The sequence below is a fragment of the Micromonospora sp. WMMD710 genome (genome assembly GCF_029626045.1).
Lineage (GTDB): Bacteria > Actinomycetota > Actinomycetes > Mycobacteriales > Micromonosporaceae > Micromonospora.
In genome coordinates this window covers 235,110-252,465 of sequence record NZ_JARUBD010000001.1, presented here as the reverse complement: position 1 = coordinate 252,465, position 17,356 = coordinate 235,110, and the positions used below count along the sequence as shown (strand labels likewise).

At 73.7% G+C, this 17,356-nt stretch carries 18 protein-coding genes; 6 read left to right on the top strand and 12 right to left on the bottom strand.

Annotated features, from left to right (window positions below; genetic code table 11):
* Positions 1 to 140 precede the first annotated feature (140 nt).
* From O7620_RS01280 to O7620_RS01260, 5 genes are all read right to left on the bottom strand, one after another.
* Positions 141 to 563, bottom strand: a complete 423-nt coding sequence (locus O7620_RS01280) for a hypothetical protein (RefSeq protein ID WP_151488705.1) — start codon at positions 561 to 563, stop codon at positions 141 to 143.
* Entirely contained in the window at positions 560 to 1,540 is a 981-nt protein-coding gene (gene holA, locus O7620_RS01275) for a DNA polymerase III subunit delta (RefSeq protein ID WP_151488706.1), read from the bottom strand. The genes O7620_RS01280 and holA overlap by 4 nt, the downstream gene beginning before the upstream one ends.
* Before the next feature lie 166 nt (positions 1,541 to 1,706).
* Positions 1,707 to 4,025, bottom strand: a complete 2,319-nt coding sequence (locus O7620_RS01270) for a ComEC/Rec2 family competence protein (RefSeq protein WP_278126805.1) — start codon at positions 4,023 to 4,025, stop codon at positions 1,707 to 1,709.
* 74 nt (positions 4,026 to 4,099) lie between these two features.
* Positions 4,100 to 4,906, bottom strand: a complete 807-nt coding sequence (locus tag O7620_RS01265) for a ComEA family DNA-binding protein (protein WP_278121368.1) — start codon at positions 4,904 to 4,906, stop codon at positions 4,100 to 4,102.
* Positions 4,907 to 5,138: 232 nt separating this feature from the next.
* The gene (locus O7620_RS01260) at positions 5,139 to 5,342 is read right to left on the bottom strand and encodes a hypothetical protein (protein WP_151488708.1); all 204 of its coding nucleotides are present in this window, start codon (positions 5,340 to 5,342) and stop codon (positions 5,139 to 5,141) included.
* Positions 5,343 to 5,617: 275 nt separating this feature from the next.
* On the opposite strand from O7620_RS01260, the gene O7620_RS01255 reads away from it, so the two are divergent.
* Positions 5,618 to 5,809, top strand: coding sequence for a GntR family transcriptional regulator (locus O7620_RS01255; protein ID WP_255473646.1), 192 nt, complete (start codon positions 5,618 to 5,620; stop codon positions 5,807 to 5,809).
* A 55-nt stretch (positions 5,810 to 5,864) separates the two neighbouring features.
* On the opposite strand, the gene O7620_RS01250 is transcribed toward O7620_RS01255, so the two are convergent.
* The 5 genes from O7620_RS01250 to nadD form a co-directional block, all read right to left on the bottom strand.
* Positions 5,865 to 6,638, bottom strand: coding sequence for an SDR family oxidoreductase (locus O7620_RS01250; RefSeq protein WP_278121365.1), 774 nt, complete (start codon positions 6,636 to 6,638; stop codon positions 5,865 to 5,867).
* 4 nt (positions 6,639 to 6,642) lie between these two features.
* Positions 6,643 to 7,497 carry a DegV family protein gene (locus O7620_RS01245; RefSeq protein ID WP_278121363.1) on the bottom strand — a complete coding sequence of 285 codons (855 nt, stop codon included), beginning with the start codon at positions 7,495 to 7,497 and terminating at the stop codon, positions 6,643 to 6,645.
* A 46-nt stretch (positions 7,498 to 7,543) separates the two neighbouring features.
* The gene (locus O7620_RS01240) at positions 7,544 to 8,173 is read right to left on the bottom strand and encodes a histidine phosphatase family protein (RefSeq protein WP_151488712.1); all 630 of its coding nucleotides are present in this window, start codon (positions 8,171 to 8,173) and stop codon (positions 7,544 to 7,546) included.
* Positions 8,170 to 8,577 (bottom strand): ribosome silencing factor, encoded by a 408-nt coding sequence (gene rsfS, locus O7620_RS01235; protein WP_007464025.1) that lies wholly within the window; start codon positions 8,575 to 8,577, stop codon positions 8,170 to 8,172. The genes O7620_RS01240 and rsfS overlap by 4 nt, the downstream gene beginning before the upstream one ends.
* Positions 8,578 to 8,687: 110 nt before the next feature.
* Positions 8,688 to 9,284, bottom strand: a complete 597-nt coding sequence (gene nadD / locus O7620_RS01230; RefSeq protein WP_151488713.1) for a nicotinate-nucleotide adenylyltransferase — start codon at positions 9,282 to 9,284, stop codon at positions 8,688 to 8,690.
* A gap of 104 nt (positions 9,285 to 9,388) precedes the next feature.
* Between nadD and O7620_RS01225 the strand changes: the two genes are divergently transcribed.
* Positions 9,389 to 10,051, top strand: a complete 663-nt coding sequence (locus O7620_RS01225) for a PadR family transcriptional regulator (protein ID WP_278121360.1) — start codon at positions 9,389 to 9,391, stop codon at positions 10,049 to 10,051.
* Positions 10,052 to 10,208: 157 nt separating this feature from the next.
* Positions 10,209 to 11,423 carry an FAD-dependent monooxygenase gene (locus tag O7620_RS01220; protein ID WP_278121358.1) on the top strand — a complete coding sequence of 405 codons (1,215 nt, stop codon included), beginning with the start codon at positions 10,209 to 10,211 and terminating at the stop codon, positions 11,421 to 11,423.
* Positions 11,424 to 11,496: 73 nt separating this feature from the next.
* On the opposite strand, the gene pepN is transcribed toward O7620_RS01220, so the two are convergent.
* Positions 11,497 to 14,010: an aminopeptidase N gene (gene pepN / locus O7620_RS01215; protein WP_278121356.1), complete on the bottom strand. Its 2,514-nt coding sequence runs from the start codon at positions 14,008 to 14,010 to the stop codon at positions 11,497 to 11,499.
* Between the two features lie 69 nt (positions 14,011 to 14,079).
* On the opposite strand from pepN, the gene O7620_RS01210 reads away from it, so the two are divergent.
* The gene (locus O7620_RS01210; RefSeq protein ID WP_151488717.1) at positions 14,080 to 14,298 is read left to right on the top strand and encodes a DUF397 domain-containing protein; all 219 of its coding nucleotides are present in this window, start codon (positions 14,080 to 14,082) and stop codon (positions 14,296 to 14,298) included.
* A 54-nt stretch (positions 14,299 to 14,352) separates the two neighbouring features.
* Here O7620_RS01210 and O7620_RS01205 read toward each other — a convergent pair whose 3' ends face one another.
* A complete protein-coding gene (locus tag O7620_RS01205) occupies positions 14,353 to 14,742 on the bottom strand; it encodes a hypothetical protein (protein ID WP_278121354.1) in 390 nt (129 codons plus the stop codon).
* 216 nt (positions 14,743 to 14,958) lie between these two features.
* Here O7620_RS01205 and O7620_RS01200 point away from each other — a divergent pair, with 216 nt between their 5' ends.
* Positions 14,959 to 16,206 (top strand): cytochrome P450, encoded by a 1,248-nt coding sequence (locus O7620_RS01200; protein ID WP_151488719.1) that lies wholly within the window; start codon positions 14,959 to 14,961, stop codon positions 16,204 to 16,206.
* A gap of 5 nt (positions 16,207 to 16,211) precedes the next feature.
* A complete protein-coding gene (locus tag O7620_RS01195) occupies positions 16,212 to 17,303 on the top strand; it encodes a glycosyltransferase (protein WP_278121351.1) in 1,092 nt (363 codons plus the stop codon).
* The last annotated feature ends 53 nt before the right edge of the window (positions 17,304 to 17,356 follow it).

Genomic DNA, 17,356 nt, shown 5'->3' with positions numbered 1-17,356 from the left:
ATTCGGAAAGCCCCGGACCCCGGTCCGGGGCTTCCGTGTGTCTGTAGGGGTGCCCGCCGCCGGGGCGGGAGTGCCGGTAGGCGTGGTCGCCGCCGGGGCGGGAGTGCCAGCCGGCGCGAGTGCCGGTGGGCCGGTCGGAGTCAGTCCGACGGGTCGGGGTGGCGGGGCGGCGGCACGGGGTCGGCGCTGATCACCACGCCCGTCACGCTGTGCGGCATCCACTCGACTCGGGCGCGGCCGACGACCGGTTCCATCTGCCGGCGGAAGCGGTCCCGTTCCTGCTCGGGCACGAGCGCGGCGGACCGGACCACGACCGCGGCCACCATGTCGTTGAGCTTGACCATCGCCGCCACCACCGCGGGCAGCACCAGCACCGACCACCAGGTGACCAGCTCGGCGAGGGCGAGCAGCACCGCCAAGGCGATGGCACCCTCGAAGAAGAGGAAGCACAGCACTCCCCCGGGGTTGACGAACCGCAGGCCGAGGAGTCGGGCGTACAGCGGCCGGTAACGCTCCTCCTCGGCGGGGATGGTGGCCCACGCCGTGCGGTTCGGCCCCGTCACCGGGTGCTGCCCTGCCGGGCCGCCGCGACCGAGAAGACGGCGCGCTCCAGGGCGTACGCCCGGTCGTCGGAGCCGCCCTTCACCGCCGCGTTGCACTCGGCGGCGACCTGCATGGCCCGGACCAGGCCCTCCGGCGTCCAGCCTCGGCCCTGCCGCTGCGCCCGCTCGATCTTCCAGGCGGGCATCCCGAGGCTGCTGGCCAGCTGGTACGGGTTGCCCCGCCCGGCCGACGCCACTCGGGCCACCGTGCGCACCCCGTCGGCCAGGGCGTCGGCGATGGGCACCGGATCGACGCCGACGTGCAGGGCCCAGCGCAGCGCCTCCAACGCGGCCGGCACGTCGCCGACCATGGTGGCGTCCGCCACCGTGAAGCCGGTCACCTCGACCCGGCCCCGGTAGTAGCGGGAGACCGTGTCGGCGCCGATCCGCCCGTCGGTGTCGGCGACCAGTTGGGAGCAGGCGGCGGCCAACTCGCGCAGATCGTTGCCGACGGCCGCGATGAGGGCCTCGGCGGCGTCGTCGGTGCACTTGCCACCGGCCCGGCGGATCTCGTCCCGGACGAAGGCCACCCGGTCGCGGTGCCCCTTGAGCTTGGCCGCCGGGACGACCGTCGCGCCGGCCGCCCGCAGCCCGTCGGCGAACGCCTTGCCCTTGGCGCCGCCCAGGTGCAGGACCAGCAGTTGCACGTCCGGGTCGGGGTTCTTCGCGTACGCCAGCAGGGCGGTGACCAGGTCCTTGCGGGCGTCCTGGCCGGAGCGCAGGATCAGCAGCCGCCGACCGCCGAACAGTGACGGGCTGAGCATCTCGGCGATCTCGCCGACGGTGAGCGCGCTGGCCTGGTATTCGCGGACGTCCACCTCGGGGTCGACGCCGCGAACCTTCGCGACAGCTTCGGTGACCGCGCGCGTGGCGAGCAGCTCCTCGTCGCCGAGGACGAGCAGAATGGGGGCGAGGCTGGCGGGGGTCACGCCGCCCATATTCGCACGGCCCGGGGTGCGATCGTGCCTGGTCATTCGGCGCTCAGTCGGCGTAGCCCGCACACAGTGCAAATCCCGACATTCACCTCAATTAACCATCTAATTGGCAATCCACCCGCCATTTGCTTCGGTGGTGTGCAATTTCCACCGCCCTTCCCCGGCCGGCTCATGGTCGGCGCCCAGGTAGCACCCCTCGACGGGCCACGGCCAGGCCGTCGCCCGAGCGGATCGCCGCCACGTCGCCGTCGGTGTCGGTCCGCAACACCCGGGCACCGCCCCTGGTGAGCCGAGTGAGCAGCCCCGGGTTCGGGTGCCCGTAGGTGTTACCGGCACCGACCGGCACCAGCGCGACGGAGGGCCGTACCTCGTCGAGGAACCGGAGATCCTGGTACGCCGAACCGTGGTGGGCGACCTTCAACACGTCCGCCCGCAACTGACCGGGCGCCGCCCGCGCCACCATCGCGTGCTGCTCCTCGGTCTCCGCGTCGCCGGGCAGCAGGATCCGCACTCCGGCAACCGTGGCACGCAGCACCAGCGAGTTGTTGTTGGGGTCGGACCTGGTGCCCGCCAGTGGGTACGGCGGGCCGAGCACCAGCAGGTCGACGCCACCGACCGGATGACGAGCACCGGCCACGGTGGTCAGTAGCGCGGCCCGCCCACCGGTCGCCGCCGCGCGCACCAGATCCCGCCCCTCCACCGGCTCCGCCGACGGCGGCATCAGCACGGCACCCACCCGTCGCCCCCGGAACACCCCGGCCACTCCCCCCACGTGGTCGGCGTGGAAGTGGCTGATCACCAGCAGCGGCACCTCCCGTACGCCGAGTCGACGCAGGCAGCCGTCCACCGCGCCCGGCTCCGGCCCGGCGTCCACCACCACGGCCCGACCGGGTTCGACCGGCAGCACCAGGGCGTCGCCCTGGCCCACCGCGCAGGCCACCACGACCCATCCCGGCGGCGGCCAGCCGGCAGCCACCAGCCGGACCGGAAGGGCGCCCAGCACGGCGGCGACACCGACCACCGCGACCAGTCGCCGTACGAGTGGCCGTCGCACCGCGACCAGCAGCGCGACGGTCAGCCCGGCCAGCAGGAGAGCACCCGGCACCCCGCCCGGCCACGGCAGGGTGCCGCCCGGCAGCCGGGCGCCGTGGCGGGCGATGACGACCAGCCACCACGCTGGCCAACTGGCCAGCCACGCCGCGAACTCGGCGCCGGCCGGCCAGATCGGCGACACGGTGGCCGCCACCACGCCCAGGATGGTGGCCGGCGCGATGGCCGGCACCGCCAGCAGGTTGGCCGGCACGGCCACCAGGCTGACGGTGCCGGAGATCCCGGCGACGACCGGCCCGCAGGCCAGTTGCGCGGCCGCGGGAACGGCCAACGCCTCGGCCACCCCGGGCGGAACGCCCCGCCGCCGCAGCCCGTCCCGCCAGCGCGGTGCGAGCAGCAGCAGACCACCCGTCGCCAGTACGGACAGCGCGAACCCGGGATCGCCGGCCAACTCCGGGTCGACCAGTACCAGCACGGTGATCGCGGCGGCCAGCGCCGGCAGAGCCGCCCGGGGACGGCCGGCGGCGAGCGCGGCGAGCCCGATCGCCCCCATCGTGGCGGCCCGTACGACGCTCGGTGACGGGCGGACCAGGATGACGAAACCGACCAGCGCGACCCCGCAGAGCCCGGCGGCGAGCCACGGGCCGGCCCGCGCCCACCGGGCCAACAGCAGGACGGCACCCACCACGATGGCCACGTTCGAGCCGGAGACGGCGTTCAGGTGCGTCATGCCGGTGGCTTGGAAGTCCTCCTCGACGGCGGGCGGCAACCGGCTGGTGTCTCCCACAACCAGCCCGGGCAGCAGCCCGCCCGGATCGTCGGGGAGCGGCGCGCAGGCCCGTTGCAGGCCGGCACGCAGCGTCCCGGCGGCGCGCTGCGCCCACGACGACGCACCCTGTCGCACGGGCGGGCCGTTGGTGCTGAGCACCGCACCGGTCAGGTCACCGCCGCGCGGAAGGCCGAGGCGGCCGTCGGCGGTGAGGCGCTGCCCGGGGAGCAACCCTCGCCAGGCCGGGTCGGTGGCCAGGACCAGAAGCCGCACCGGCGCGCGGACCCGCCGGCCGTCCGGGCCGGTGAGCCGAGTCAGCTCGGTCGACACCAGCAGCATGCCGGGACGTCCGGCGGAACGGATCGGACGCGGATCGTCCCGGACGACCAGATCGGCCGTGACCGGGGCGCGCTGCTCGGCCAGGGCACGAATCGGCGGCGCGTCCCGGACGGCGAGCCGGGCGGTGGTGGCCGCCGCGCCGCAGACCAGCCCGAGGCCGACCGCGACGGCGATCCAGCCGTACCGGCGGGTGGCGGCGCGGGGTTGGCCGAGGCGGCCAACCAGGTGCAGGGCGCCGCACGAGGTCAGGACGGCCGCCGTCCCGGCCGCCAGCAGGAGCGGGCGGCTGCCGACATGCAGGCCGGCGAGCGTGGTGAGCCACACGGCCATGGCCAGCCCGGCCAGCCGCAGATCCGGTGGTGCGGGCTGCGCCTCGGCGACGGGCGGGGACGAGCCGGACCTGCTCACACCGTCACCAGATCCTTGAGCTGCTCGTAGCGGGCATCCCCGATCCCGTCGACCTGGCGCAGGTCGCCGACGGCCTTGAACCCGCCGTGCTGCTCGCGGTGGGTGAGGATGCGCTGGGCGAGCACCGGCCCGACCCCGGGCAGCGCGTCGAGTTGGGCGAGGGTGGCGGTGTTGAGGTTCAGCGGCCCGGCCGCGGGCGCCGCCCCACCCGCGGCCGGGGCCGCCGCACCGCCCGGCACCGGTGGGGGCGTCACCCCGACGACGATCAGCTCGCCGTCGGTGACCTTGCGGGCCGGGTTGAGCAGCGCCACGTCGACGCCGGGCAGCGCACCGCCGGCCGCCTGCACCGCGTCGGCCAGCCGCGACCCGGCCGGCAGCCGTACCAACCCGGGCTTGCGGACCTTGCCCGCGACCGCCACCACCAGCTCACCCGCGCTGGACGCTTCGGGGGCACCCGCCGAGGTCGCGGGCACCGCCTCAGCGGCCAGCGGGGCGACCGGCTCCGCGTGCGGCCGGGACCGCCAGGCCCAGCCGGCCGCGCCCAACACCACCACCACGGCGACGACGGCCAACGCGCGCACCCCACGCCGCCCCGGGTCGAACGCTCCCGGCCCGGACAGCCGCGGCGTGGGCTGGGCCACGGGACCGTCCGACGCCACGCCCGCCTCCGGCTGCGCGGACGACACACCAACAAGGGGTACGCCAGCGAGCGGCGCTCCCGGCCGGGACGACGGCAGAGCGCCCGGCGGCTCCGTGAGCCGGTGCAGGCGCTGGCGTACCTCTGTCTCCTCGTCGTGCGACACGGCCCGACGCTATGGCGGCGGACGGCCCGGCGGGGCGCGGTGACCTCACCCTGTGGACAACCGACGCCACTGTGGACAACGCCCTGATCATGCTCCGATCTGCTAGGGAGGCGGTGCGTCGATCAGAGCTGCTACAGGTACGGCCGCGTGATGATCTCGATGGCGTGCCCCGCCGGATCGAAGAAGTAGAAGCCACGACCACCGTGTTCGCCGGCGGCGCGGGCTGGATCAGTCACGGCTTCTGCAACATGACCGAGGCGACGTCGGCCATCAGCGCCAACGCCCAGTCGAGTTGCCGGCAGTCGTTGTGTTCTCGGCACTCCAGGCAGCCGCCTGCTCGCCACGGCCGGTCGGTTGCCCGTTTCCAGTGGGCATCCAGTACCCGCTGGGCCATGAACAGTTCGGTCGCTGTGGAGACCGGTTCATCGATTGGCATGGTCGGCACCTTCCGCGCGAATCGACGTAGCCCGCCCTGAGGGACACCTCCTTGCGGCTCTCCGGGCGGGCAGACCGGATGGCTCAGGAGTGCTGAAGTCCAGGAGCATCCGATCACTGTCTCACTGTATCCAGTGTCTCACTGTAGTCAAGTTCTCGCTATCTCCACTTTGCTGCGTTGCCGCCTTGTCTCGATCGCGGCCGGGCTGGAAACATGATCTCCGCTGAAGTCCAGGAGAGCCGACCATGCCGACGAGACCACCGCACTACCGCCGGGTGGCGGACGACATCGAGCAGAAGATCCGCTCGGGCGAATACTCGCCTGGCCAACAACTGCCGTCGGTGTCCGAGATCGGCGAGCTTTACAACGTCGCACGCTCCACGGCCTACCGAGCCGTCAAGGAGCTGCACGACCGGAACCTGGTTTACGGTCAGCAGGGGCAAGGCGTCTTCGTCGCCGACAGCTAGACCTGCCGAGGGTGGTCAGGCCCGCCTGGTCCGCCGATTCCAACGCCTCGGACGGTCAGCGGGCCTCCGGGTCGAGGCCGAGGACGGCCCGTCCCCCGTCCACCGGCAGGATGACGCCGTTGACGAAGCTCGCTGCCGGTGACAGCAGGTACGCGACGGCCTCCGCCACCTCGTCGGCCCGCCCGATCCGGCCCACCGGGTGCAGCCGGTTCAGCTCGGCGTCGATCCACTCGGCCTGGGAGGGTTCCTGCGCGGCCAGGAACTCGGCGTGCCGTTCGGTGGCGATCGAGCCGAGCGCGACGGCGTTGGCGCGGATGCCGTGCCGGCCGTACTCGACGGCCAGCGCCCGGGTCAGCCCCTCCACGGCCGCCTTCGCCGTGGCGTACGGCAGGGCGCCGGACACGGGCCGGCGGGCCTGGTGCGAGGAGACGTTGACGATCGCTCCGCCGGTGCCGGCGGCGAGGAACCGGCGGACGGCGACGGCGGCGCCCACCGTGGCGGGGCGCAGGTTCAGCCCGATCAGGTCGAGGATCGTGTCGGCCGACACGGCGTGCAGCGCGGCGTCGCGGAACACCGCCGCGTTGTTGACCCAGCCGGTCAGCGGGGCGGCGCGTTCGGCCAGTTCGGCGGCGCGCTCGGCCACCCGCTCGTCGCCGGCGTCGCCGATCACGGCGACAAGTCGGTCGGCGGCCGGGTCTGCGGTCAGCCAGTCGACGGCGGCGGCGTCGCGCTCCACGACGACGACGGTGGCACCCGTCGCGACCAGCCGTTGCACGACGGCCCGGCCGACGCCACGGCCGCCTCCGGTGACCACGCACGAGGTGGGCATCGGCTCAGTCTCCTGGCCGGCGGTGCACGACCACGCAGGCCAACCCCGGGCCGGCGTGGGCGGCGACCACCGCGCCCGCCTCGGAGACGTACGTGTCGTGCAGCCGGGCACCGAACCGCTCGGTCAACGCGGCGAGCAGCGCCTCGGCTCGTTGCGGCGCGGCCAGGTGGTGCACGCCGAGGTCCACGTCGTCGTCCCCGGCCGCCTCGACGGCCAGGTCGACGAGCCGGGCCACGCCCCGGCTGGCGGTGCGGACCTTTTCGCGCAGCACGATCGCCCCGTCCGGCATGTGCATGATCGGCTTGACGGACAGGGCGGTGCCGAGCAGCGCCTCGGCCGCGTTGATCCGGCCACCCCGGCGGAGGAACTCCAACGTGTCGACGTAGAACCAGACGGTGGTCCGGTCCACGGCGGCGAGCGCGGCGTCGCGTACCCCGATCAGGTCGGCGCCGGCCTCGGCGGCCGTCGCGGCGGTGATGGCCGGGAAGCCGAGGCCCATGCCGGCGGAGCGGCTGTCGACGACCTCGACGCGGCCGTCGAAGTCGGCGGCGGCGAGGCGGGCCGCCTCGACGGTGCCGGACAGGCCGGCGGCGATGTGCACCGAGACGACGCCGTCGGCGCCGTCGTCGAGGAGTCGGCGGTACGTCCGGGCGAACTGCTCGGGCGCCGGCCGGGACGTCGACGCGGTGACCCGCCGGCCGCTCAACGCCAGGGTGGCGTCGGCCGGGTGGATCTCCACCCCCTCCAGCCCTTCCGCGCCGTTGAGCACGACGGTCAACGGGACGACGGTCAGCCGGTGCGCCTGCACCAGCTCGGGCGAGAGGTAGGCGGTGGAGTCGATGACGACCGCGACGGGCATGCCCGGCACGCTAGCCGATCGAGGCGTCGAACGCCGAGGCGAGATTTCAGACCGCGTCGGCGACGGCCGGGACGGTGACCAGGCCGACGTTGTGGGCACGCAGCTGCCAGCCCCGGACGTCGTCGTGCCGCAACTCGGTCCAGTGGCAGTTGGCCAGGGAGCCGATGCTGCGCAGCACGCCGGAGTCCCAACCGAGCAGGTGCCCGACGCCCTGCCGGGAACCGCCGCCGTGGGTGGCGATCACCACGGTGCCGCCGGGTGCCGCGTCGGCCGCGTCCCGCAGGGCGGCGGCGACCCGGTCACCGAGGTCGTGCAGCGGCTCCAGATCCGCGCCCGGATCGGGGTCGCCGGCCCGCCAACGGGCGTACTCCTCCGGGAACATCTCGGCGACCTCGGTGAGGTGCAGGCCCTGCCACCGACCGAAGTGCCGCTCGCGCAGCCGGGCGTCGGAGCGGACCGGTAGCCCGGTCAGCGCGGCGAGCGCGGCGGCGGTCTCCGCGGCGCGACTCAGGTCGCTGGCCACGATGGCGTCGGGCCGCAGCGCCGCGAGCAGCGGCGCGGCGGCGCGGGCCTGGTCGCGGCCCAGCTCGTTGAGGGGTACGTCGGTCTGCCCCTGGACACGGTTGGCGGCGTTCCAGTCGGTGTTGCCGTGCCGCCAGACGATCAGCCGGGTCATTCGGCTGCGGCGGTCCCGCCGGCGTCGGCCTCGACCAGGTCGCGGTCGACGAACGGGATGGTGGGGCAGTCCTTCCAGAGCCGGTCGAGCCCGTAGAACTCGCGCTCCTCGGTGTGCTGGACGTGCACCACGATGTCGACGTAGTCGAGCAGCACCCAGCGGCCACCCCGCTCGCCCTCGCGCCGGATCGGCTTCGCCTTCTCCGGAAGCTCCAGCAGGCGCTCCTCGATGGCGTCGACGATGGCCAGCACCTGACGCTCGTTGGGGGCGGCGGCGAGCAGGAACGCGTCGGTGATGGCGAGCTGGTCGCCGACGTCGATGATCGCGATGTCCTGCGCCTTCTTGTCGGCGGCGGCCTGGGCGGCGGCGATCGCCAGCTCGTGAGCGCGTTCGGAAACTGTCACCGTTCTCCTTCGATCAACCGTGCGATCCTCCAAGCGTCTCATACCCGCCGACGCCTCGACCTGTCAGTTCTGGTCGGTTAGGCACCCGCAACGGCCCATATCGGGCACGATCAGGGCTGATAGAGCCGCCGCTTGGCGATGTACTGCACCACACCGTCGGGCACCAGATACCAGACCGGCTCGCCCCGGGCGACCCGGGCGCGGCAATCGGTCGACGAGATGGACATCGCCGGCACCTGGATCAGGCTGACCGTGTCCGCCGGCAGGTGCTTGTCGGTCAGCGGGAAGCCGGGCCGGGTCACCCCGATGAAGTGCGCCAGCTCGAAGATCTCGTCCAGATCCTTCCAGGACAGGATGCGTTGCAGCGCGTCCGCGCCGGTGATGAAGAACAGCTGCACCTTGGGGCCGTACTCGGCCTGGAGGTCGCGCAGGGTGTCGACGGTGTAGGTGGGGCCGCTGCGGTCGATGTCAACCCTGCTGACCTGGAAGCGGGGGTTGGAGGCGGTCGCGATGACCGTCATCAGGTAGCGGTCCTCGGCGGGGCTGACCGGTTCGTCGGCCTTCTGCCACGGTTGCCCGGTGGGGACGAAGACCACCTCGTCCAGACCGAACCGGTCGGCCACCTCGCTGGCCGCGACGAGGTGCCCGTGGTGGATCGGGTCGAAGGTGCCACCCATGATCCCGATCCGCCGGATATCTTCCTCCACCCAGTGATCGTAGGCCGGGCGTCCGGGGCCACTGTTCCGGCCCGGCGAGGGCGCGCCGCATATACTCGTCGACAAGTAATCGTCGACGAGGTGGGGAGGGTGTCGTGCCGAAGCGGCGCAAGGTCGGCAATCTGCTGGCGCTGGCCGTGCTGTCCGCCCTGGTCCAGCGGCCGATGCACCCGTACGAGATCGCCACCACACTGCGCGCCTGGGGCAAGGACCAGGACATGGAGATCAAGTGGGGCTCCTTCTACACGGTCATCCGCAACATGGACAAACACGGCATGGTCGAGGCGGTCGAGAGCCTGCGCGAGGGGCGACGCCCGGAACGCACCGTCTACCGGATCACCGACGTGGGGCGGGCGGAGCTGGTCGACTGGGCGCGCGAGTTGGTCTCCACCCCGATGCCGGAGCATCCCCGCTTCCGCGCCGGGCTGTCCGTGCTCGCCGCGCTGCACCCCGACGAGGCCGTCGACCTGCTCCGGCAGCGGCTCGACCGGCTGGACGACGCGCTCCGCCGGGACCGCGAGACGCTCGACACCCACCTGCGGGAGGTCCCCCGACTGTTCCTCGTGGAATCGGAGTACGACCTGGCCATGCGGGCTGCGGAGACGACCTGGCTGCGGGCCCTGCTCGCCGAGCTGACCTCGGGCGGCTATCCCGGGCTGGACACGTGGCGGGCCTTCCACGAGACCGGCGAGATGCCGGCCGAACTGACCGAGCTGGCGGAGAGGACCGGCCCCGACAGCGCCGACACCACCGACTGACGGACGGCTCCGGCGGGGTGCGCCAACACCCCGCCGGAGCCCTTACCCCGAACCGACACCTGGGAAGGCGCCCGGCCCGAAGCGGCAACCACGAGGATAACCGGGCTCCCTCCCAGGTCCGTGCGCTCGCGCGGACCACGACACCCAGGGAGAGAGCATGACCACGGTACGAACCGCGATCGTCATCGGCGGCGGCATCGCCGGGCCGGTGACGGCGCTGGCGCTGCGTCGCGCCGGCATCGCCGCCACGGTCCACGAGGCGTACCCGGCCACCGCCAGCGGGGCCGGCGGCATCGGCGGCACCCTCGCGCTGGCGCCCAACGGCGTCGCCGCGCTGCGCAGCGTCGGCGCGGACGAGGCGGTGACGGCTACCGCCACCCCCATCGTGCGCAGCGCCATGGCTGTCGGGCGGCGACGCCTCGACCTGCCCACGCTGGCCGGGGTGCCGCCACTGCGCGTGGTGCACCGGGCCGAGCTGCACCGGGAGCTGCACGACCGGGCCGTCGCCGAGGGCGTCTCGTTCGCGTACGGCAGACGGCTGGTCGACGTCGAGCAGAGCGACGGCGGCGTGACCGCCCGTTTCGAGGACGGCAGCACCGCCACCGCCGACGTGCTCGTCGGCGCGGACGGCATCAGATCCACGGTCCGTGGGCTCATCGACCCGGCCGCGCCCGGCCCCCGGTTCACCGGGCTGCTCGGCTTCGAGGCGGTCGCCCGACACGAGGTGGGCGTCGAGCCCGGCACGATGACGTTCGCGTTCGGGCGACGCGGCTACTACCTGTACTGGCCGGAGCCGGGCGGCGGCACCCGGTGGGGGGCCAACCTGCCGCAGCAACGGCCAATGAGCCTCGTCGAGGCCCGCGCGGTGCCGGCGGCACAGTGGATGGACACGCTGCGCACCAGCTACGGCGACGACGATCCGGCTCGGGAGCTGATGGCGACCAGCAGCGCCGACGAGCTTCAGGTGGTCGGCTCGTTGCACATCATGCCGCCCGTGCCGCACTGGTACCGGGGTCGGATGGTGCTGGTCGGCGACGCGGCGCACGCGCCGTCGAACAGCTCCGGGCAGGGCGCGTCGCTGGCCATCGAGAGCGGAGTGCAGCTCGCCCGGTGCCTGCGTGACCTGCCGGACGTCCAGGCGGCGTTCGCCGCGTACGTGCGGCTGCGTCGTGCGCGGGTGGAGAAGGTCGCCGCCCGCGCGGCACGGATCAACCACACCAAGGCCCCGGGGCCGGTCGCCCGGACGCTGATGCCGCTGCTGATGCCGCTGTTCGTGCGCACGGTGATGGACCCGGAGAAGACCGTCGCCCACGAGCAACGCTATGTCATCGACTTCGACGCACCGGTGACGGCGGAGCCCGCGCTGCGCTGAACGCGGGGCGCGGGGTGACCGGTGAGCCACCCCGCGCCCGCCCGCCTTCTCCGGCCGTCGCGCGGACCCGACCTCAGGCTGCCGCGGCGGCCACCGCCGTACGGGCGACGAGCGCGCGCCGCAGGTCGTCGTCGGCGTCGGTGACGACCCGTCGCAGACCCGGGGTCAGGTCGTCGCGGGCCAGCAGCGCCGCGGCCGCCTCCCGGGTCGGCTGCGCCACGGCGTAGTGGGGGAACGCCAGCTTCGCCACCCGGTCGGCCGTCCACGCGGTACGCCGATCCACGGCGGCCGGCATGTCGGTGAAGTACCGCTCGACGTACGCGGCGGTCAGCTCGGCCTGCTCGGGCTGCCAGAACCCCTCGGCGGTCGCCTCCAGCAGCCGGTTGGACAGCTCGGTGTCACGCACGATGATGTCCCAGGCGGCCTGCTTCGCGGCCGGGTCGGGCAGGGCGGCCCGGCAGCGGGCGGCCCGTTCCGCACCGGTGGAGCTGACATCGGCAGCCGCCTCGGCGGCGATCTCCGCCTCGCCGGCGGCACCCAGCACGACCAGCCGACGCAGCACCGCCCACCGCAGCTCCGCGTCGACCTTCAGCCCGGCGGGCACATCCCGGCCGGCGAGCCAACCGACGAGCAGATCCGCGTCGGTGGTCGCGGCGATCCAGCCCCGGGCGGCGGCGAGCTGCAACGACTCCCCCGCCGGCGCCCCGTCGAGCAGGCGCCGGCACGCCCCGGCGATCCGGGCGAGCGCCGCCGACCGGGTCAGCGGATCGAGGTAACGGTCGACCAGCGACCGGCTGAGGGACAGCACGTCCTCCGCGATGATGACCTCGGTCTCGGCCGGCAGCGCCGCGACGATCAGGTCGACCAGGCCGGTGACCGGCCGCTCCCCGTCGGTCACCGCGTCCAGCACCTCACCCCAGAGCACCGCCCGGGTGAGGGAGTCGCCCAGCGCCGGCAGCACCAGCGGAACGGCGTCCGCCGACGCCGGGTCCAGGCGCACCTTGGCGAAGGTGAGGTCACCGTCGTTGAGCACCAGCAGCCGCGCCGCCGGCTCGCCGGTCAGCCCGCCGAGCACGGTACGGCCGCCGTCGACGGCCGGGTCGAGATCCACCTCGTCGCGCCGCACGGTGCCGTCCGCCGCGTAGCGGCCCACGCCGATCCGGTGTGGCCGCAGCACCGGGTACGACTCGGGCGCGGTCTGCACCACGGCCACCTCGGTGTAGCGGCCGTCGGCGTCGAGGGCCACCTCGGCGCGCAGCGTGTTGACCTGCGACCGGCGCAACCACAGCTCGGCCCAACCGGACAGGTCCCGACCGCCGGCGGAGAGGCTGGTCAGCAGGTCGGCGAGGGTGGCGTTGCCGAAGCGGTGCGCGGCGAAGTGCGCGTTCAGACCGGCGAGGAACGCCTCGTCGCCGAGCCACGCGACCAGCTGCCGCAGCACGCTGGCCCCCTTGGCGTACGAGATGCCGTCGACGTTGAGCAGGCCCTCGGCGGCGTCGGCCACCTCCTCCGGTGCCACCGGGTGGGTGGAGGGACGCTGGTCGGCCGCGTACCCCCAGGCCTTGCGGCGCATGGCGAACGTCGTCCACGTCCGCTCGAAGCGGGTCGCCTCAGCGGCGACCCGAATGCCCAGGTACTCCGCGAAGGACTCGTTGAGCCACAGGTCGTCCCACCAGCGCATGGTGACCAGGTTGCCGAACCACATGTGCGCCATCTCGTGGGCGATCGTGGTGGCCCGCAGCTCCCGCTGGGTGTCGGTGACCGCCGACCGGAACACGTAGTCGTCACGGAACGCGACGATGCCCGGGTGCTCCATGGCGCCGAGGTTGAACTCGGGCACGAACGCCTGCTCGTACTTGCCGAACGGGTAGCGCTCGGTGAAGAGCTCGTGGAACCGGTCCAGGCTCTGCCGGGTGATGGTGAAGATCTCCTCGGCGTCGGCGTCGAGGTGCTCGGCGAGCGACTGTCGGCAGTAGAGGGCCAGCGGCACGCCGTCGTGCTCGGCCCGCCGCACGTGGTACGGCCCGGCGACCAGGGAGAAGAGATACGTGGCCAGCGGCACGGTCGGGGCGAACTCCCAGCGCCCGGGGGTCGGGTTGGCGGCCAGCTCACCGTTGCCGGAGACCGTCCACGCCGGCGGGGCGGTGACCGTGAGGGTGAACGGCGCTTTCAGGTCGGGCTGGTCGAACGCCGCGAAGATGCGCTGCACGTTGTCGAGGAAGCTCACCGCGTACAGGTAGGTCTCGCCGTCGGCCGGGTCGACGAAGCGGTGCATCCCCTCCCCGGTGTTGGAATACGCCATGTCGGCCTCGACGAACAGCGTGTTCGTGGAGTCGAGGTCACCCAGCGGCAACCGGTTGTCGGTCAACGTGTCGAGGTCGACGTCGCGGTCGTTGAGGCGTACCGCCAGCAGTGTGGCGGGCTTGACCTCGGCGAAGGTCGCGGTGCCGGGCGTCGCCCGGAACCGGATCGCGACGCGGGAGCGGAACACGTCCCCGTCGCCAGTCAGGTCGAGGTCCACCTGATAGGACTCGACAGTAATCGCCGCGCCACGCGCGGTCGCCTCTACACGGGTCAGGCTCGGCATCCGCTTATCCTGCCCGATGGGGATCGGCACGCGGTCACCACACGACCCTCGGCACTGGAGGAAAGAACCATGGCGCAACACCCCAAGGGCGACTTCGACCTCTCTCGGGCGGTCTGGCAGCGGGCCGAGGGGGACACCTCCGACAGCGCCGTCGAGGTCGCCTTCGTCGACGATCTCATCGGCATGCGCAACTCCTCCGAGCCGGAGGGGCCGGTGCTGGTCTTCACACAGGCCGAGTGGGACGCGTTCGTCGCCGGCGCGCAGGACGGCGAATTCGACCTGGACTGACTGCCGCCGGGGGTCACGGGTGGCGCGGGACACCCGCCACCCGTGACCGCCGGGTCAGGCATCGCCATCGCCCCAGCCGAGGCCCCCGGGGCCCGGGGCGTGGTGGAAGCCGGGGTGCTCGGCCACATCGACGCAGCGCTCGCCGTCGGGGCCGACCGCCCCACAGAACAGCCGCTCGGCCCGGTGCCACGCGTCGGCCGGTGACAGGGCCGCCGCGCCGAGCGCCACCTCCGGGCGGAGCAGGCTCAGCGCCTCCGCGTACCCCACGGCCAGCTCGCGGGCGTCGGCCGCGCCCGGCGCGGTGAAGCCCAGGTGCACGGTGAAGAACCGGTGCGGCCGGGTCGGCCGCCCGGGCGGCCCGATCAGTGCCCGTGCGTCCCGGCCCGGGCCCAGTGCCCCCGCTGCCCGCCGCTGCCGCCAGTACGGCGACCTGTTGTCGCGCATTCGCCCTCCCCGTGGTCGTGGCCGTCGGCCCACCGGAGGCCGCGCCGGCCGACCGGCACTGCCGCCGACGGCGGCCCCACCAGCAGCAAACCAGGTTCCGCCGCCCCTGGGAGGGGCCAGCCGGCGCGCCGTCGACGCGGGGGATTCAGCGGCGGCCACGAGGGTAGACGCAGCCGGGCCGTGGCGATGGCCGCCACCGGCACCCGAGGAGGCCCGATGGCGACCATGCCGGCCGACCGCAGCCCGGACAGCACTCTCGCGCTGCTCCGCGCCGGCTACCGGTTCATCGGCGAACGCTGCGACCGGTACGGCAGCGACGTCTTCCAGACCCGGATCCTGCTCGCGCCGACCATCTGCCTCCGTGGCCGGCCCGCGGCGACGCTGTTCTACGACAACGAGCGCTTCCAGCGGCGCACCGCGATGCCGCTGCGGGTGCAACGGACCCTCACCGGCCGCGGTGGCGTGCAGGGGCTGGACGGGCCGGAGCACTCCGACCGCAAGGCCATGCTCATGTCGATCATGACGCCGACCGCGATCCGGCAGCTCGGTGAACTCTTCGACGAGGAGTGGCGGACCCGGATCCCCGCCTGGGAGGCCGCCGGGCCGGTCCCGCTCTACGACGAGGTGGGCCGCCTGCTGACCCGGGCGGTGTGCGCCTGGGCCGGGGTGCCGCTGGCGACGTCACAGGTGAACCGCCGCGCCATCGACCTGCACGCCATGATCGAGGCCCCCGCGGTGGTCGGCCCCCGGCACTGGCGAGGGCTGCTCGCCCGCCGCCGCGCCGAACGCTGGATCGCCACCATCATCGAGCGGACCCGCCTCGGCCTGCTCCCGGCACCGGCCGGCAGCGCCCTGGCGGTGATCGCCGAGCACCGGGACGCGCGGGGCACGCTGCTCCCCCGCCGGATCGCCGCGGTGGAACTGCTCAACCTGCTGCGGCCGGTGGTCGCCGTCGACCAGTACATCGCCTTCGCCGCGCTCGCCCTGCACGACCACCCCGCCTGGCGGCAGCGGGTCCGCGACGACGACGAGGCGACCGGGCAGTTCGTCCAGGAGGTACGCCGCTACTACCCGTTCTTCCCGATCGCGGCGGCCCGGGTCCGGCGCTCCTTCGACTGGGAGGGCCACCACTTCCCCCGGGGCAGGCGGGTGCTGCTCGACCTCTACGGCACCAACCACCACCCGACCCTCTGGCCACAACCCGAGCTGTTCCGTCCGGAGCGGTTCGCCGGCCGCCGAGCAGACCCGTTCGACCTGATCCCGCAGGGCGGCGGCGACCACTGGGCGGGGCACCGCTGCGCCGGCGAGTGGATCACCATCGACCTGATGAAGCGGGCGGTCACCAACCTGACCACCACCATGAGCTACGACGTCCCCGTCCAGAACCTGGCCCTGGACCTGCACCGGATGCCCGCCCTGCCACCGGTCGGCCTGACCCTCGCCAACATCCGCCGGACCGCCTGACGACCATGCGCCGTCCGCCAGGTCGAGTCGGGGTACGGCGGGACGTCCCGGCCGGCCCGCTGCCGATGACGTACGTGCTGCCGCTGCACTGGCACACCGACGCCGGGCTGGACGAGCTGACCGACTACCTGCGCGGGTTGGCCGAGCACGTCGAGGTGCTCGTGGTCGACGGCTCACCCCCGGACGTCTTCGCCCGGCACGCCGACGCGTGGCGCGGCCTGGTCCGCCACCTTCCGCCCGACCCCACCGCGCGAGGGCTCAACGGCAAGGTCGTCGGAGTACTCACCGGGGTCCGCGCGGCACGCCACGAGCACGTGGTGATCGCCGACGACGACGTCCGGTACGACGGGACCGGGCTGCGCGGGGTGCACCGACTGTTGGACCGGGCCGACCTGGTCCGCCCGCAGAACTACTTCCACCCGCTGCCCTGGCACGCCTGGTGGGACACCGGCCGGACACTGCTCAACCGGGCGCTCGGCGACGACTATCCGGGCACCCTCGCGGTGCGCCGCAGCACCTTCCTCGACATGGGCGGGTACGACCCCGACGTCCTCTTCGAGAACCTGGAGATGATCCGCACCGTGCGCGCGTACGGCGGGGTCGAGGTCCGACCGGCTTGGCTGTACGTACGCCGACTGCCGCCCGACGCGGCGCACTTCCGGGGCCAGCGGGTCCGCCAGGCGTACGACGACCTGGCCCAGCCGGCCCGCCTGGTGACCGCGCTCGCGGTCCTGCCGGCGCTGGCGGCGGCGGTCGCGACCCACCGGCGTGGACCGCTGCTCGCCGCGGCGACCGCTGTCGTCGCCCTGGCCGAGGTGGGCCGCCGCCGCGCCGGCGGCAACGCCGTGTTCCCGCCGAGCACCCCGCTGGCCGCCCCGCTCTGGCTGGTGGAGCGCGGCGCCTGCAGCTGGTTGGCGGTCAGCCAGCGGCTCCTGTTCGGCGGCGTCCGCTACGGCAACACCCGCATCCGCCAAGCCGCCCACCCCCACGCCCGCCCCAGCCCCCGCGCGATCCTGCACTTTCTGCTGGGACAAAAGCCGCACGGCTCGACAAAAGTGCACCAGGAACCGCACGATCGCGGACGTCGGAGGGGGTGACACGCGACAGCTCGCGGGCACCGGGGACGGTGGCCGCGAGTGGTCGGGTGCGT

Coding starts and splice junctions, on each gene's coding strand:
- holA (WP_151488706.1), bottom strand. CDS start 1,540: ATGGGCGGCGTGACCCCCGCCAGCCTCGCCCCCATTCTGCTCGTCCTC.
- O7620_RS01270 (WP_278126805.1), bottom strand. CDS start 4,025: ATGGCCGTGTGGCTCACCACGCTCGCCGGCCTGCATGTCGGCAGCCGC.
- O7620_RS01260 (WP_151488708.1), bottom strand. CDS start 5,342: ATGCCAATCGATGAACCGGTCTCCACAGCGACCGAACTGTTCATGGCC.
- O7620_RS01250 (WP_278121365.1), bottom strand. CDS start 6,638: ATGCCCACCTCGTGCGTGGTCACCGGAGGCGGCCGTGGCGTCGGCCGG.
- O7620_RS01245 (WP_278121363.1), bottom strand. CDS start 7,497: ATGCCCGTCGCGGTCGTCATCGACTCCACCGCCTACCTCTCGCCCGAG.
- O7620_RS01240 (WP_151488712.1), bottom strand. CDS start 8,173: ATGACCCGGCTGATCGTCTGGCGGCACGGCAACACCGACTGGAACGCC.
- O7620_RS01220 (WP_278121358.1), top strand. CDS start 10,209: ATGACCACGGTACGAACCGCGATCGTCATCGGCGGCGGCATCGCCGGG.
- pepN (WP_278121356.1), bottom strand. CDS start 14,010: ATGCCGAGCCTGACCCGTGTAGAGGCGACCGCGCGTGGCGCGGCGATT.
- O7620_RS01210 (WP_151488717.1), top strand. CDS start 14,080: ATGGCGCAACACCCCAAGGGCGACTTCGACCTCTCTCGGGCGGTCTGG.
- O7620_RS01205 (WP_278121354.1), bottom strand. CDS start 14,742: ATGCGCGACAACAGGTCGCCGTACTGGCGGCAGCGGCGGGCAGCGGGG.
- O7620_RS01200 (WP_151488719.1), top strand. CDS start 14,959: ATGGCGACCATGCCGGCCGACCGCAGCCCGGACAGCACTCTCGCGCTG.
- O7620_RS01195 (WP_278121351.1), top strand. CDS start 16,212: ATGCGCCGTCCGCCAGGTCGAGTCGGGGTACGGCGGGACGTCCCGGCC.